This is a genomic window from Paenibacillus sp. FSL H7-0737, from assembly GCF_000758545.1.
In the GTDB taxonomy this organism is placed as follows: domain Bacteria; phylum Bacillota; class Bacilli; order Paenibacillales; family Paenibacillaceae; genus Paenibacillus_AQ.
Genome location: NZ_CP009279.1, coordinates 5,909,834 through 5,923,123, shown reverse-complemented (window position 1 = coordinate 5,923,123; position 13,290 = coordinate 5,909,834). Strand labels below are relative to the sequence as shown.

12 protein-coding genes are annotated in these 13,290 nt (G+C 44.9%); 9 read left to right on the top strand and 3 right to left on the bottom strand.

Going from position 1 to position 13,290, the window contains the following annotated elements; translation table 11 throughout:
* Positions 1–46: 46 nt before the first annotated feature.
* Positions 47–592 (bottom strand): glutathione peroxidase, encoded by a 546-nt coding sequence (locus H70737_RS25865; protein WP_042191922.1) that lies wholly within the window; start codon positions 590–592, stop codon positions 47–49.
* 680 nt (positions 593–1,272) lie between these two features.
* Between H70737_RS25865 and H70737_RS25860 the strand changes: the two genes are divergently transcribed.
* From H70737_RS25860 to H70737_RS25835, 6 genes are all read left to right on the top strand, one after another.
* Positions 1,273–2,349, top strand: a complete 1,077-nt coding sequence (locus H70737_RS25860; RefSeq protein ID WP_042191920.1) for a bifunctional 3-deoxy-7-phosphoheptulonate synthase/chorismate mutase — start codon at positions 1,273–1,275, stop codon at positions 2,347–2,349.
* Positions 2,350–2,541: 192 nt separating this feature from the next.
* Positions 2,542–3,984, top strand: a complete 1,443-nt coding sequence (locus H70737_RS25855) for a SulP family inorganic anion transporter (protein ID WP_042191918.1) — start codon at positions 2,542–2,544, stop codon at positions 3,982–3,984.
* Between the two features lie 187 nt (positions 3,985–4,171).
* On the top strand, positions 4,172–4,654 hold the full coding sequence (locus H70737_RS25850; RefSeq protein ID WP_042191916.1) for an RrF2 family transcriptional regulator: 483 nt from the start codon (positions 4,172–4,174) through the stop codon (positions 4,652–4,654).
* A gap of 21 nt (positions 4,655–4,675) precedes the next feature.
* Positions 4,676–5,674, top strand: a complete 999-nt coding sequence (locus tag H70737_RS25845; protein ID WP_042191914.1) for an LLM class flavin-dependent oxidoreductase — start codon at positions 4,676–4,678, stop codon at positions 5,672–5,674.
* 189 nt (positions 5,675–5,863) lie between these two features.
* On the top strand, positions 5,864–6,637 hold the full coding sequence (locus H70737_RS25840; RefSeq protein ID WP_042191912.1) for a hypothetical protein: 774 nt from the start codon (positions 5,864–5,866) through the stop codon (positions 6,635–6,637).
* Between the two features lie 105 nt (positions 6,638–6,742).
* Entirely contained in the window at positions 6,743–7,576 is an 834-nt protein-coding gene (locus H70737_RS25835; protein WP_042191910.1) for a prohibitin family protein, read from the top strand.
* Positions 7,577–7,672: 96 nt separating this feature from the next.
* Here the strand turns inward: H70737_RS25835 and H70737_RS25830 are convergent, their stop codons facing one another.
* Positions 7,673–8,665: a ketoacyl-ACP synthase III gene (locus tag H70737_RS25830; RefSeq protein WP_042191908.1), complete on the bottom strand. Its 993-nt coding sequence runs from the start codon at positions 8,663–8,665 to the stop codon at positions 7,673–7,675.
* A gap of 10 nt (positions 8,666–8,675) precedes the next feature.
* Complete coding sequence (locus H70737_RS25825) at positions 8,676–9,017, bottom strand: hypothetical protein (protein ID WP_042191906.1); 342 nt, start codon at positions 9,015–9,017, stop codon at positions 8,676–8,678.
* 322 nt (positions 9,018–9,339) lie between these two features.
* On the opposite strand from H70737_RS25825, the gene deoC reads away from it, so the two are divergent.
* From deoC to H70737_RS25810, 3 genes are all read left to right on the top strand, one after another.
* Positions 9,340–10,017, top strand: coding sequence for a deoxyribose-phosphate aldolase (gene deoC, locus H70737_RS25820; RefSeq protein ID WP_143759565.1), 678 nt, complete (start codon positions 9,340–9,342; stop codon positions 10,015–10,017).
* Between the two features lie 312 nt (positions 10,018–10,329).
* A complete protein-coding gene (locus tag H70737_RS25815) occupies positions 10,330–11,622 on the top strand; it encodes a homocysteine synthase (protein ID WP_042131076.1) in 1,293 nt (430 codons plus the stop codon).
* A 209-nt stretch (positions 11,623–11,831) separates the two neighbouring features.
* Positions 11,832–12,908: a hypothetical protein gene (locus H70737_RS25810; protein ID WP_042191903.1), complete on the top strand. Its 1,077-nt coding sequence runs from the start codon at positions 11,832–11,834 to the stop codon at positions 12,906–12,908.
* Positions 12,909–13,290: the final 382 nt, after the last annotated feature.

Genomic DNA, 13,290 nt, shown 5'->3' with positions numbered 1-13,290 from the left:
TGTGCTTTAAGTTAATATCATTAGTTCCGTACATATCTAAAAAAATCTATAGCAGTGCTTCGATCGCTGGCTCAATATCCAGCGGATCTACAGTAGATTCAAATCTTGTAATTACATTGCCTTCGCGATCAATTAGAAATTTAGTAAAGTTCCATTTGATTTCGTCATTGTTCAGTGCTTCCGGATCTTTGCTCTCAAGCATGCTTTGAAGCAGCTTTCCTGAAGAATGGTTCATGTCGAAGCCTTCAAATCCAGCCTGCTCAGTAAGGTGAGTGAAGAGGGGATGTTTATTTTCGCCCTTTACTTCAACCTTCTCAAAGAGAGGGAACGTAACGCCGTAATTGATTTGGCAAAATACATTCACTTCTTCATTGCTGCCAGGTTCCTGCTCCCCGAACTGATTGGAAGGGAAACCGAGAATTTGGAAGCCGCGATCTTCGTATCGCTCATAGAGCTTTTGCAGGTCGGAGTATTGGTGGGTAAACCCACACTTACTTGCTGTATTCACAATCAAAAGTACTTTACCTTTGTATTCCTCTAGTTCGATCTCTTTTCCTCGAATACTGCGTGCTGTATATGGATAAATGCTCATGCTGCTACATCCCTTCAGTTATGTATTGTCAACGCTAAAGCTGCCAGTGAATAAGAACAGGAAATATTTTCAATGATTTAATTGTAAACAATCAAAATATCGCTGTCAACTTCATACATAGAAAGGGATTGGAACCTTTTAAGCAGTGGCAGAATAGTATGGGTATGGGTTATTTCATACTTCAAAGCCTATTCTAGCGAGTTGTTATAAGAATAATTGTATCTCATATGATTTTATTGCGTTAAAGCTACTCAGCGTTCCATTATTATCTTGCATCGGAAACATTTTTTGATTAAGATAGCAGAAACCAGCGCAAAAGACGCGCTGACATAAATAAGACTATGACGAAGAGAGTAAGCATTATAGCGGATCTTAACAGGGAAGGTGTGCCGGAGACTGAGAGCACCCTCATGAGACGATTAATGCCGAAGTTCACTTCCGAGTCGGCCCCTGAAGTAGTTTGTCACAGGTCGTGACAGGTATGAGTAGGGAGGCCCGCGCCCCGCGTTACCGGGTTTAAGATAGAGTTAATCTTTATTCGAGGGAATCCGATTTTCTATTCCTTTGTGCTAGTTTAAGGGTTAATTCTAAATAAGGGTGGTACCACGGCTCCTCGTCCCTTGCGACGCGGGGCCTTTTTGCGTTTCAAATTATAAATAAGAAGAGGGAGTGGAAGGGTAATGAGTAACGTGGAATTGGATGTTCTTAGAGGTCGTCTGGATGAAATTAATGGGCAATTGCTGGAGCTGATCTCCGAGCGGGCTAAAATTGTACAGGAGATTGGAGTAGTTAAAGAAAAGCAAGGTGTGCCTAAATTCGATCCAGAACGTGAAAAGAAAATGCTTGATCAGCTCGTAGCGAGCAACAAAGGACCTTTCACTAACGGAACTATCCGCAGCCTCTTCAAACAAATTTTTTCAGCATCTCTGGACTTACAATCCGATGAACATAAAAAAACTTTACTAGTAGCGCGTAAGAGTCACAAAGAAGACACTGTGATTGTTCTGCCGGGAGATGTTACTGTTGGCGGTTCTTCTTCATTGATGGTAGCTGGTCCTTGCTCTGTGGAAAGTGAACTACAGACCCGCACCGTAGCTGCAGCCCTGCAAAAAGCTGGTGTACGTGTTATGCGTGGAGGTGCCTTCAAGCCGCGGACTTCTCCTTATGATTTCCAAGGTCTAGGTATGGACGGTCTAAGAATATTACGTGAAGCTGCAAATGATTATGGTCTGCTGACCATCAGTGAAATTGTAGATCCAAGACATATTGAAGAGTCCTTAGATTATGTAGATATTATCCAGATCGGTGCACGGAACATGCATAATTTTGAGCTGCTTAAAGCGGTCGGAGAAGTCAATAAGCCTGTGCTGCTGAAACGCGGATTGGCTGCTACGCTCGATGAATTCATACATGCAGCGGAATACATCATGTCTCGTGGTAATACACAAATCATGTTGATTGAACGCGGAATTCGTACGTATGAAAAAGCGACCCGCAACACGCTCGATATCTCAGCAGTGCCTATTCTTAAGCAGGAATGCCATCTGCCAGTATTGGTCGATGTTACTCACTCCACAGGACGCAAAGATATTCTTATCCCTTGTGCAAAAGCCGCACTCGCAGCTGGGGCCGATGGTATTATGGTCGAGGTTCATCCTGATCCTGCAACTGCGTTGTCCGATGCTGCGCAGCAGCTGAATATTGATGAGTTCAACAACTTCTTTAATGAAGTGAAAGCTTCCGGACTATACCGGTAATCTAGAAATATAGAATTTGAATGATATTTCAAGGATTGGCTAGAAAATGAGGTGAATAAGCGCTTACAAGTCTATCTAATCTTTTTGTGAAGGTGAAGGCGGGTCGAGTACAATAAGGAACATTAGCGTTGCACCGGCCCCGGGTCTTTTTGAAAAGGCCTATATACCTTATTAGTCACAGGAGGAAATTAGATTTTGAAGCAGCTTACCTTAAATAATGGGTGGTTTTCTAACACTCGAACCGATATTTTATCGGGGATGACCGTAGCCGTTGCACTGATTCCTGAAGCGATCGCTTTTTCGATCTTGGCAGGAGTAAGTCCGATGGTTGGTTTATATGCCTCTTTTTGTATTGCAATTGTAACCGCACTTGCCGGAGGCAGACCCGGAATGATCTCGGCGGCTACAGGGGCTATGGCCCTATTAGTCGGAAGTCTCGTACTAGAGCATGGAATAGAGTATCTGTTCGCGGCAACTGTACTGGCTGGTGTGTTTCAGATATTGATGGGGATGCTAAAGCTGGGCCGATTCATCACTTTTTTGCCACAGCCGGTCATGACGGGGTTTGTCAACGCGCTGGCGATACTGATTTTCATGGCGCAGTTTACCCATTTTAAGGGACAAGGCTGGGTGATGTATGGACTGGTAGCTCTGACATTGCTTATTATCTATACGGTTCCTCGGTTTACCAAAGCCGTACCCTCAGCGCTTGTAGCGATTGTTATCGTTTCTATTCTTAGCATCGCTCTTCATCTGGACGTAAGAACCGTAGGGGATATGGGGAATATTACAGCAACTTTGCCACTATTCCATTTACCGCAGATCCCGTTCACGCTGGATACGCTGCTTATTATTTTGCCATATTCACTCTCGCTGGCCGTAGTTGGATTATTGGAATCACTGATGACTGCCACCTTAATAGACGATATTACGGGCACAGGTAGTGATAAGAACAGAGAGGCGAAGGGACAGGGGCTGGCGAATGTAGTCACTGGTTTTTTCGGAGGGATGGCAGGCTGTGCGATGATTGGCCAGTCAATGTTTAACATGAAGTCAGGAGGACGCACGCGTCTGTCCACGTTTGTATCAGGGATCTTTTTATTGTTCCTAATTATCGTACTTGGCGATGTGGTTAAGCAGATTCCGATGGGCGCGCTCGTTGGCGTAATGATAATGGTCTGTATCAGCACCTTTGAATGGGGCTCGCTTAAATCTCTAACCCGTGTTCCGCTTAGCGATGCGTTGGTTATGATTGTGACGGTTGTCACCGTGGTGGCTACAGACAATCTTTCTATTGGCGTTTTGTTTGGGGTTCTGCTAAGTGCTTTAACGTTTGCTTGGAAAATAGCTTCGATCCGTCTAACAGTTCAGGAAGCTGCCTCTTCCAAAACATATGCGGTTACCGGCCAGCTGTTCTTCGGCACGACAAGCCACTTCATTCATGAATTCGCCTACGATAGCGATCCCGATCATATTATTATCGATTTTTCACATTCCCATGTGTGGGACCAATCCGCAGTTCATGCCATAGCGAAGACGATGAGCAAATACGCCGTGCGTGGCAAAAAAGTCACCATTACCGGACTTAATGATCAGAGCTCACAGCTGGTTCAGCGGGTGGGACTATCCATATGAAAAAGATTGCGCTATATGCGCGATCTTTTTTTTATAGCAGATATTAACTGTAAGAGAAGACGAGCAGGGTTTTACTTTTGGTGCAAACTGATATAAAGTATAAAGTGGATAATGTTTATCCGCTTTATACGCGGTGGTATAGTCTACAGTTTATATTAAGCAATTTATGTAGATCGAGGTGCTGTACATGCATATGAAAACAGGGGTGGAACAGTCAGTGTATGCACTGGTTCTGCTTAACATGCTGCCGGACAAAGCGGTGTTGTCTGGAGAAGCGATTAGCCAGCAGCTCGGAGCATCGGCGACCTATTTTCAGAAACTGTTAAGAAAGCTGGTAACCGCAGACATCATCACGTCTGTTCCCGGCATTAAAGGTGGCTTTAAATTAAAGAAGAGACCTGAAGATATTCGTGTATATGACGTTTACCTTGCGGTGGAAGGACAGCAGTCGCTGTATTCATCCAATGGTATTCTGGTAGACATGTTGGATTTAGAGAAAGAAGATAGCTGCTGCCTGTTAACCAATCTGATGGAAGAAGCTGAATCCTCTTGGAAAGCTGTATTAAAGCGGGAAACTATTGCTTCGTTGTCGGAGGAAATGCGTGGTGAGCGCTTTAAAGATAAGATTGCAGCCTTAGAGGAATGGATCAGCAATAAAATGGTCATCTAACCAAAGAAGGGATGTATTCGCATGAGATTAAGCGTATTGGATCAGGCACCCGTGACAAGTGGTAACACAGCGGAAGGTGCTCTGAATAAAGCAGAAGAACTAGCTATTTTAGCAGATGAGTTGGGATATAGCAGAATGTGGATGGCAGAGCACCATGGCGGAAATACATTTGCTAGCTCAGCTCCGGAAGTAACGGCAGCCCGTTTAGCCGCTAAGACCAACCGTATTCGAATCGGCACCGGCGGTGTTATGATGATGCATTATTCTCCGCTTAAGCTGGCGGAAGTATTTAAAACGTTAAGTGCTTTTACCCCGGGGAGAATAGATTTCGGTGTGGGACGAGCTCCTGGTGGCGATACAAGTGCTATGTACGCTCTGTCTGAAGGCCGCGAGTTAATGCTGCATAACATGTATGATAAGCTTGGCATTACTATGCAGTTGCTTAGTGATCAGATTCCGGAAAGTGAGTTGTATGCCAAAAATCTTGCCGCTCCAACGAAGGTGGCGCTCCCTGAAGTGTGGTTGTTAGGCTCGAGCGGCAACAGTGCGCGAAAAGCAGCACAGATGGGAGTCGGATACTCCTTTGCGCAATTTTTTAATGGTGCGATGAGTAATGAGATTTTGGATGAATATCGGAATAACTACCAGCCTTCTATCTTCATGGACAAACCTGAGATTAGTGTATCCTATATGGTAACCACAGCAGAAACGAAGGAAGAAGCTGAGTATGAGGCATTACCGCAGGATATTTTTCGGTTGATGATGAGCAAGGGCAGAATTACTCAGGTGCTGACACCAGAAGAAGCTCAGAACATATCGTTATCGGAAATTGACCGGATGTCAATCAAGGAAAGCCGTAAGATTCATTTGGTTGGTGCGGTCAAAGACATCGCCGTACGCTTGCAAGAAGAACAAGCTCAATATGGTTTCCAGGAAGCGATGATATGCAGCATTCCGCATTCGCAGGAGAAACGTCTAGAGGTTTACCGACTACTGGCGCGTGAACTGCTAGGTTCTTGATTCTTTCTTCTCAAACCCGCATTTGATGCGGGTTTTTTGTATGCCCAATTTAGCTTTTTGATCGATGCATACCCTCAAAAGACAATAAATTAACCCTCCCGCCCCCTAAAAGTAACATTTGAAATTCTAACTTCATCTATGATTACTGAAAGATTTAATTTTAAAAAGAGGATAGGAAGTGAATAAGAGATGTTTCCTTTACATAAATCCGTTACGCTGACAGCTTTGCTTCTAATGAATCTGCTGGCAGGTTGCCAACATCAGGTTGACCCAACCCCCCTTCAATCGGCTAACGACTACCACACATCAAGACCGAAGCCAACAGACACCTCTGCTAACCTCATTAAGCTGGAGTGGATGCTGGTGGATACAATCCCCGTAGTCTCTCAACTAAGTGCTCCACCTACAGGCGCTACTTTGATTACAGAGAAGAAGCTGAATAATTTCGGAGGAGTCAAAGTGAAAGTGTATACGATGGTTAGTGACGAAGACTACGTGTATGCCAAAATTTCTACTTCCAAAGGACAATACAGTCTAGGGGCGATAGGAACTTATAATTATCGTCAGCCGGAGGATATCAAGGTAGAAGTGGTGGGGATTTTTAGCGAAAAGGTGCTGAAAATCACCGGTGGACTAGGAGCGAATAATTCGCTCACTAACTATTATTTAATCGACGAGAGTGGTAACCCCTCGGGATTGCTGCAGATAGATACCGGACATTCCAATGAGCTGGATGTTGATGGGGATGGATCTATTGAGGGTGTAGCCGCGCATGGAAATCCGATGAGTGCCTACATTTACCGCTGGAATGTTGATCACGCCGAGGTAACTTACGTTAATGATGCTTTGAAGGCGGACTCCGTGGTGCTAACGTATGAAGGAATATATGAAGCTTTTAATATCGGGGACAAGCAGAGCAAAAGATTCCGGTTGACCCTAGAAGGACTGATCCAAGAGCGGTAATGCCATGACTACTGCTGCTGAAATATTTCCTGCGACCAATTCCCTCGAACCTCCGTATAGACGATTAAGCTTAAATGATTATCCATAATCTAGGAGGGGTATTGGATGAATATGCAAATGAATCCGAAATTGAAACAGCTGCGACCGGGGAAAATAGTTAGCGGTGTTGCAGCGGTGCTCATTGTATTGTTGATTGGCGCGAACTCTTTTGTATCTGTGGAATATGGGCATGTAGGTTTGTACAAAACCTTTGGTAAATTAAATGACAATACGTTGTCACCTGGCATTCATTTTAAAGTTCCGTTTATTCAGACGGTGATTCAAGTCAATACGCAGGTAACGAAAGCGGAGACCGATACTTCAGCCTCTTCAAAAGATCTTCAGCCCGTATCCACACATGTGGCGGTGAACTATTCCGTAAATAAGGCTTCCGCCTTTAATCTGATGAACAATATCGGAGGTAATTTTGATAATGTAATTATCAATCCGGCCATTCAAGAAATCGTTAAAGAAGTGACAGCCAAATATCCAGCAGAGGATTTGATTACACGCCGAGATGTAGTGTCGAGTGAGATCAGTGAGCATTTAACCGCTAGGCTGGCAAAATATGATCTGATCGTCAACGACATTAACATTGTTAACTTTAAATTCTCGGAGGCGTTCAATCAGTCGATTGAAGCGAAGCAGGTCGCGCAGCAGCAGGCGCTGAAGGCCGAAAATGATCTCCGGCGGATTGAGATTGAAGCGAAGCAAAAGATCGCCCAGGCGCAAGCCGAAGCCGAATCTTTAAGACTTAAGAAGCAAGAGGTTACACCTGAGCTGGTGCAGCTGAAGCAAATAGAGGTTCAGGAGAAAGCGCTGGAAAAATGGAACGGCGTACTGCCATCTGTAACAGGGGGAGCCACTCCATTTGTGGATGTTCAATCTCTGACTAAATAATTCATTATTGGATTTCTGATTTATTTCACAAATTGCTAATATCTGCTCCTCTGATGGGGAAGCCCTACTTCTATAGAAGTAGGGCTTTTTATGCTATTAATATTGATAAAGCATTGTAGGAATTTGCCAACCAGCACCAACCGACCAGAAGAAGACATAATCGCCACGTTTGATTCGTCCGTCTTCGACTCCGCGTTGAAAGGCGATAAAAGGACTGCTTGTAGCCGTATACCCGAACTCGTCGCCTACATAGATGAATTTCTCATCAGTAAGTCCAAGCCCCTCTTGGATGAGTTCGATATTTTTGAGAGAGAATTGTGAAAGGCAGAAGGCAGATATATCATCTGTAGTCAGGCCGTTTCTTGAGAGAAGCTCTTTCATGTCTGCAACCGCCGCATTTACACAAACAGTACCGTCAAAGGGTGTCCAGCGTATCCGAATTTGCTCAGGTGTAATGTCCTCGTGATAAATATTCGATAAACCGCAAGCAGGGAACATAATATTCTCAGATCCCTCAGAATCAGTGTAATAAAGGGAGTCAATGAAGCCTGATTGCTCGCCACTTCGTTCCAGAATGACAGCTGCTGCGGCATCCCCGAAGTTAGGGTAAGTAATTTCATCATCCGTATTGCAGTGCACTGAGCTATAGTCGCTTCCCACGACGAGTGCGTACCGGATACTAGGATTAGCTTGCATATAACGACTTGTCTGCTCTACAGCAGACACCATTCCTGCACAGTTGGCATTGGAATCTTGCGTAATGGTCCGATGTTTACCATGTAGCATGTGGTGCAGCAGAAGTGCGTTGGTAGGATAGGTATATTCCGGTGTCTGTGAAGCGAACATGATCATATCCATATCTTCACCTTGTAAATTGGCTTCTTGTAGCGCTTTTTGGGCGGCCTTGAGTCCCATCGTTAGGGCATTTTCATCCTTATCGTTTACGATGTATCTCCGGTCACGACCCATGACTTCTAGGAATCGCTTAATGTCCTTGCCCATACTCTGGAAATGCTCCAGATAATAATCATTAGATACGACATGTTCCGGATGGTAATAAGCGGCTTGTCGGATGGTTATATGTCCCAAATGAAACCTCCTATGCTTCAATAATTTCGTAATTTTCTAATTTTGTTGCCCGGGCTACTCGGCTTAGCTGCATTTTTAGGACAGGGCTTTTGGCAATAATGAAGGTTACTTTTTTAAAACCTGATTCTTTATACAGTATGTAGCATTGCTCAAGCATAGGAAGAGTGTCGGGCGAGGATACGTTTAATGTCTTGCAATCTAAAATGATCTCATATTGTGCTGGGTCAAATGTACTTACGATTTGGTTGTACTCCTGAATGAAGCGCCCGGCGTCCTCCGGTGACATAGAACCTTCTACTTGTACATTCAGTTTTTGGGCTGCAGCGTTTGAGGTGAAATTAAAGTTTCCCATTTTAAATCGATCTCCTCCTAAATATGATGAAAGAAAAATTTAAATAAATAGGCTAAAAAACCCATTTATATAGATATTATCGTATTTTTTAATGGGAAAGTTTAGGGGGATTATCCTTTATATTTTAAAAAATACAAGAAGGTATAAAATTAACTTGAAAAGATAATTTAGTAAATAATGACCTTCTCTAAGTGTATTTATATGAGTTAATCGAGGTTAGGGTGGGTCTGATCGTCCAGTCGACTTTGCAAAGCAGAGTTCTATTGGTATGATTACAGAGATGAAAAAAATTCACTATCCAAATCATGGAGGAATGACAAAAATGAGCGAAATTACACTATCGCGGATCATTGATCATACACTGCTTAAAGCTGATGCACGGAAAGAAGATATCGTTAAATTGGCAGAGGAAGCAAAAGCATATAAGTTTGCTTCAGTCTGCGTAAACCCTGCTTGGGTAGCTACTGCCCATGAAGTGTTGAAGGATACGCCTGAGGTTAAAGTCTGCACAGTTATCGGCTTCCCGCTCGGATCCTCGACAACAGAGACCAAAGCATTTGAGACTACCAATGCTATCGCTAATGGTGCAGGTGAAGTGGATATGGTCATCAACATCGGAGCGCTGAAAGATGGTAACAATGAGTTGGTTAAACGTGATATTGCAGCAGTTGTAGACGCAGCTCGCGGCAAAGCACTGACTAAGGTCATTATCGAGACCTGTTTATTAACGGAAGAAGAAAAGGTTCGTGCCTGCAAGCTTTCTGTTGAAGCTGGAGCAGACTTCGTAAAAACATCCACAGGATTCTCTACAGGTGGGGCAACGAAGGAAGATATCGCGCTGATGCGTGCAACGGTTGGACCTAATGTGGGTGTGAAGGCTTCCGGTGGTGTTCGTAGTGCAGAAGATGCACATGTAATGGTACAAGCTGGTGCAAGCCGTATTGGTACCAGCGGCGGTGTAGCTATTGCTAAGGGTGAAACAAGCCAAAGCAATTACTAAAAGAAGATAAGTAAAATAGTAGCGGTGAGATGAGGTGGATAAGCTTTATCCGCCGCTATTCTATTTTTTATTGCGTAGATGTTCTGTGTCAGGTACATATTGTTATACATGTTTCTTCGGCTTAAAAATTTTTATTGAAAGCGTTATCTGATGTTCATCGGACATGCTTTCCTTCGAATAAATCAAAATATAATAATTCGCACCGGAATAATAAGATTTTTTTCTTTTCAAATGATGTCGTTTATGAGAGAATGGGTACAATTATTATTTGTTAAAGATTTCTATTCATATTTATAAAGGGAGGAAATACCTATGTCAGAAGACCGTAAGCTGTCATTTGAAACTTTGACTGTTCATGCAGGCCAGGAAATTGATCCAACTACTTTCGCACGTGCTGTACCGCTTTATCAGACCACGTCTTATGGATTCCGTGATGCTGATCATGCAGCGGATCTGTTTGCGCTCAAAGAATTCGGTAATATTTACACTCGGCTGATGAATCCGACTACAGATGTATTTGAACAGCGTTTGGCAGCACTAGAAGGTGGAGCAGGTGCACTTGCTACAGCTTCCGGGGCAGCGGCTATTTCTTTCTCCATTCTAAATATTGCGGGCGCTGGGGATGAAATTGTATCTGCGGCAAGCCTATACGGTGGAACTTATAATCTTTTTTCTACAACGCTGCCTAAGCTTGGCATTAAGGTGCATTTTGTGGATTCGGATAATCCAGAGAACTTCCGTGCTGCGATTAATGATAAAACCAAAGCTTTGTATGCAGAAACTATTGGTAACCCACAGGGGAATGTACTAGATATTGAAGCCGTTGCAGCGATCGCACACGAACATGGAATTCCTCTTATTGTGGATAATACGTTCCCAAGCCCATATTTACTGCGTCCGATTGAGCATGGAGCTGACATCGTTGTTCATTCGGCAACTAAATTCATCGGCGGGCATGGTACATCTATCGGTGGAATTATTGTAGACGGTGGTAAGTTCGATTGGAAGGCAAGCGGTAAGTTCCCAGGACTTACAGAGCCTGATCCAAGTTATCATGGCGTTGTTTATACGGAAGCTGTTGGACCGATTGCTTATATTATCAAAGCCCGTGTTCAATTACTTCGCGATTTAGGTGCTTCTATTTCACCATTTAACTCTTGGATGCTGTTGCAAGGGCTCGAGACACTCCATTTGCGGATGGAACGTCACAGCCAGAATGCACTAAAGGTTGCGCAATATTTGGAGGCACACGCAGATGTAGAATGGGTAAGTTATTCTGGACTTCCTACTCATCCATCTCATGAATTAGCGCAAAAGTATTTACCTAAAGGTCAAGGCGCGATCCTTACCTTCGGTATTAAAGGTGGAAGTGCTGCGGGACGCAAGCTGATTGAAAATGTGAAGCTGTTCTCGCATTTGGCGAATGTCGGTGACTCCAAGTCATTGATTATCCACCCTGCAAGCACAACACATGCACAGCTGTCGGATGAAGAGCAAACCACAGCGGGAGTAACTCCGGAATTACTCCGCTTATCGATTGGTACGGAATCTATTGATGATATTATTTATGATCTGGAACAGGCCATTGCCGCAAGTCAACAATAGAACAATGAAGTTCAAGGAAGGCATCTGCTGCTATGTGGCGATGCCTTTTTTGTGATTTAATAAGGCAAATTATTCATATGATTTGGCAACGCTTGCATATTTCATGGGAGGTTCCCGTATTTATAAGTGTGGTAATAAGATGTCGGTGGCATGATGTTTATTTACTAGGCGTACCGGCAGCAATCCAAAGATAAAGGGTGGGTGCGAAGATGAAGGGTGAACGTCAGCAGGATGGTTTTCGGAGTAGTGAAGAGCGCCCGTTCAAGTTCATGTATAAGGCCGGTGATCGGGCTGTTGGGATGGAAATGAGCCAAGCCGGATCCGTTGCCTCCGCTGCCGCAGAATTTATTACCGGGGTAGAGCAGAAGGATGTTGTAGAACCTTTGAACCGTTCTTATTTTAAACGACCTGGAGAACAGTCGGCCTTCTTAGTATTGCGTGAAGGACGTGAAGAACGAGAAGAGCGTCCGATTACACGGGAAGGCGCAAGGTCCGTTCAAGCCGGTCCTTGTCTGATACGAAGTGAGGAATGGCTGCTTGAACCTGAACTGTTTTGTCTTTATGAGCATTGGTTATCCAGTGAGGATGAGCTGCAGGCTAATCGAATGCTGCAGCGGATCTATTACCGATTGCAAGCAGCCACCACAGCTCTGCTGGAATCACCGGATGGTGAATGGGCAGCAGTCACCCTGCTGCATCCAGAGGAGCTTGCGGCGCAGCCCGCAAAGCTCGCCGCGCTTCAGGACGCGCAGCTCGAAGCGCTTTTTACTGCGGTGGCGGAGAGCCAGCGTCAAGGCGGCGATTGCCGCCTTGACCTGCTGGTCGCCTACACCGCAAGCGGAGCCGAATTCGCCGCAAAGCGCGAATTCATCGAGGTCGTGGCCGATCAGACACTCGGCCACGCTTATGCGGCGGCGTGCCGCATCGGGGCGCTGATCGCGCCCGATGTGGAGCCCTCCGCCGCCGCGGAAATCGCGCGCATCGCCGATTTCCTAGTGCTCGACGGCGCGGCGAGCGAGCTCGCGCCGGAAGGGGCCGCCGCAGAGGGCTTCACCTTGGCGGCGGGGGAGATCCTTGCCGCCGTGCGGAGCGTGAAGCCGGCTGCGGTAGTTCTCGCCGCGGGGACTCCGGCGGCGTCGGCTTTGGCCGATCTGTATCAGATCGGCCTCAGCGGGATCTTTTGCAGCGCAGGTCAGCGGACCGAAGCACTGCTTAGAGCAGCCTGTCTGATCTGGATCGCCAGGCAGCAGGAGACACTGGATACTGCCGCCGGTGGAAGGCAGTAGGACAACAATGAAGCGGCTGTCACTTAAGCCGCTTTCTCTTCTAAATAAGACGATACGTTTCATTTAGAATCGATAAAAAGACAAAAGAGCAGTGATTCTGCCGTTAATGGAGAATCACTGCTCTTTATTATTAGAGGATCATTGCTCTTGGTTATTGAATGATCACTGTAATTTATGGTTGGGAGCTCTTCTTCAACAGAGCTTTTAGATAAAATTCGCCACTAAACGGGCAGCTAACACATATTCTGAAATAAATGGCGTTTAGCTGAATAGATAGGCTTTACTTTTTAATTCCAGGTGGTATGATTAAAATATAAGTTGCACTAAGGAAATATAGTTGTACTATTGCAACAATGATTATCATTCTCACTACCTATAGTTT

Excerpts from the sequence above, each read along its gene's own strand:
- H70737_RS25865 (WP_042191922.1), bottom strand. The coding sequence starts at position 592 with ATGAGCATTTATCCATATACAGCACGCAGTATTCGAGGAAAAGAGATC.
- H70737_RS25860 (WP_042191920.1), top strand. The coding sequence starts at position 1,273 with ATGAGTAACGTGGAATTGGATGTTCTTAGAGGTCGTCTGGATGAAATT.
- H70737_RS25850 (WP_042191916.1), top strand. The coding sequence starts at position 4,172 with ATGCATATGAAAACAGGGGTGGAACAGTCAGTGTATGCACTGGTTCTG.
- H70737_RS25845 (WP_042191914.1), top strand. The coding sequence starts at position 4,676 with ATGAGATTAAGCGTATTGGATCAGGCACCCGTGACAAGTGGTAACACA.
- H70737_RS25840 (WP_042191912.1), top strand. The coding sequence starts at position 5,864 with ATGTTTCCTTTACATAAATCCGTTACGCTGACAGCTTTGCTTCTAATG.
- H70737_RS25835 (WP_042191910.1), top strand. The coding sequence starts at position 6,743 with ATGAATATGCAAATGAATCCGAAATTGAAACAGCTGCGACCGGGGAAA.
- H70737_RS25825 (WP_042191906.1), bottom strand. The coding sequence starts at position 9,017 with ATGGGAAACTTTAATTTCACCTCAAACGCTGCAGCCCAAAAACTGAAT.
- deoC (WP_143759565.1), top strand. The coding sequence starts at position 9,340 with ATGAGCGAAATTACACTATCGCGGATCATTGATCATACACTGCTTAAA.
- H70737_RS25815 (WP_042131076.1), top strand. The coding sequence starts at position 10,330 with ATGTCAGAAGACCGTAAGCTGTCATTTGAAACTTTGACTGTTCATGCA.
- H70737_RS25810 (WP_042191903.1), top strand. The coding sequence starts at position 11,832 with ATGAAGGGTGAACGTCAGCAGGATGGTTTTCGGAGTAGTGAAGAGCGC.